The sequence below is a fragment of the Ferruginibacter sp. genome (assembly GCF_014377975.1).
In the GTDB taxonomy this organism is placed as follows: domain Bacteria; phylum Bacteroidota; class Bacteroidia; order Chitinophagales; family Chitinophagaceae; genus Ferruginibacter.
Genome location: NZ_JACMOO010000029.1, coordinates 1 through 1,570 on the forward strand (window position 1 = coordinate 1; position 1,570 = coordinate 1,570).

At 38.5% G+C, this 1,570-nt stretch carries 1 protein-coding gene; it reads right to left on the bottom strand.

Annotated features, from left to right (window positions below; all coding sequences use genetic code 11):
* On the bottom strand, nt 1-1,570 hold a 1,570-nt coding region (locus H7254_RS01960), incomplete at both ends, for a hypothetical protein (protein ID WP_301931386.1).

Sequence of the window (1,570 nt, forward strand, 5' to 3'; positions counted from 1 at the left end):
TAAATGGCTTATCGGACGGTATATTGATGAATCTTAGTGCAGAAGGCACTTTTGCAGCAATACACAACGGCTCATGCATTTTACAGGCAAGCTCTGTACGAATTAACTTGAACTGAGCCTCGAGGTCTTCAAAATGACAATTGTATTTTACAGGAGTATTAGCAGCATCGGATCCAGCTTTTAAAGCAATCACATCAAATGGCAGGCGGTTACTATTTCTTGCTGAAAGAAGTACGTTCAACGCTGTTGAAAAATCCTGGCCCACATGGCCTTCTATTCTGTAAAAATCATACTGCTCCATACTATACAGCAGGGGATTTACAATATTATCCGCTGGCGCCGGCAGGTATTTATCTGCGTTGTACGATAAATTAAAATTTGATTTTCCTTTGGTTTTTTTTAACCAATTCCACGAACGGGCAACATTGTTGATGTTGTAATAATAGGGAATAGATCTTGCTGATAAAGCGGCGTTACTCCACTTAGATGGTGTAATTCGGATGGGCACAGTTTGCCGGAGATTGAACTGCGGAATAAAAAAGTTTTTAACCATACCTACCATGCGATCGAAGAGCGTCTTTACTTCATTTATTAAATCGGCCTGGTGGTTGAACAAGGGTGATGAAATAAAGTATTGCCGGAAGGGAGAACGAATGTAATCCTGTGTATCCACGGTGGCTTCGCCCAACATCAGGTGCATGGGAAACTGGTCTTCATCTGGGCAACATTCTGTAATTACATCAAAACTTTTATCCTTAAATTCCTGGTATGCTTTAACCAGGTCATCCAAAAAATCATAATAATACTGAATATAGATTGGCAACGACTTTTTTATAGTTTCGAGTTTGGTTTTTAAATCTACCTGCAGTGTTTTAAAAGGATTGTTTCCACCATAATCATTTAAAATGGGTTGAAAAATGGTGTAGCATTGTGAATATGCATCTGCAATGTTTTCGAGGGCAGCATCATCCATGCATTTTAGGTAGGCATTATAAATATCAAACGAATTTAATAGTGGTGTTGCACTTACATCAAATCTTCTTAAAGCAATTTCTTTTAGCCCCAGTCTTTCAATGTAGCTGTTGCTTAGTCCATCTTCCCCACTCAGTTTTTTTTGTTTGGATATGATTTCTTCCACATCAGCCCGGCCTATTAATAATGGACGAACAATGAGTTGCATTTGCCTGCCTTTTTCATTGCAGTTTTGGGTATCGCAATTTTTAAGGTCAATTTCATTAGCTTCTAAAAACAGTACCACTATTTTATCTCTTAAAAAACCATCAGGTTTTAAAATGGGTATTTTATCAGCTTCCACAGCATTTGCACCTTCATCACTCAGCAACCGCCAAAGATTGTATTGTTTGCCGGTGCCTTCATTTATAAAGGGTTTATACAATGGATTGGCCGGTAAAGTATACGGAATGTATTGGGTAAGATCTGCATCTTCCCATACAACCAGATATCCCTTGGATGTAACACCACAACCTTTGGAAATATTGATGGATGCAGGTCGGTTATTAATTTCCAAACCACACACTATTCCAATGCCAATAAGCTTATTACGGGTTAA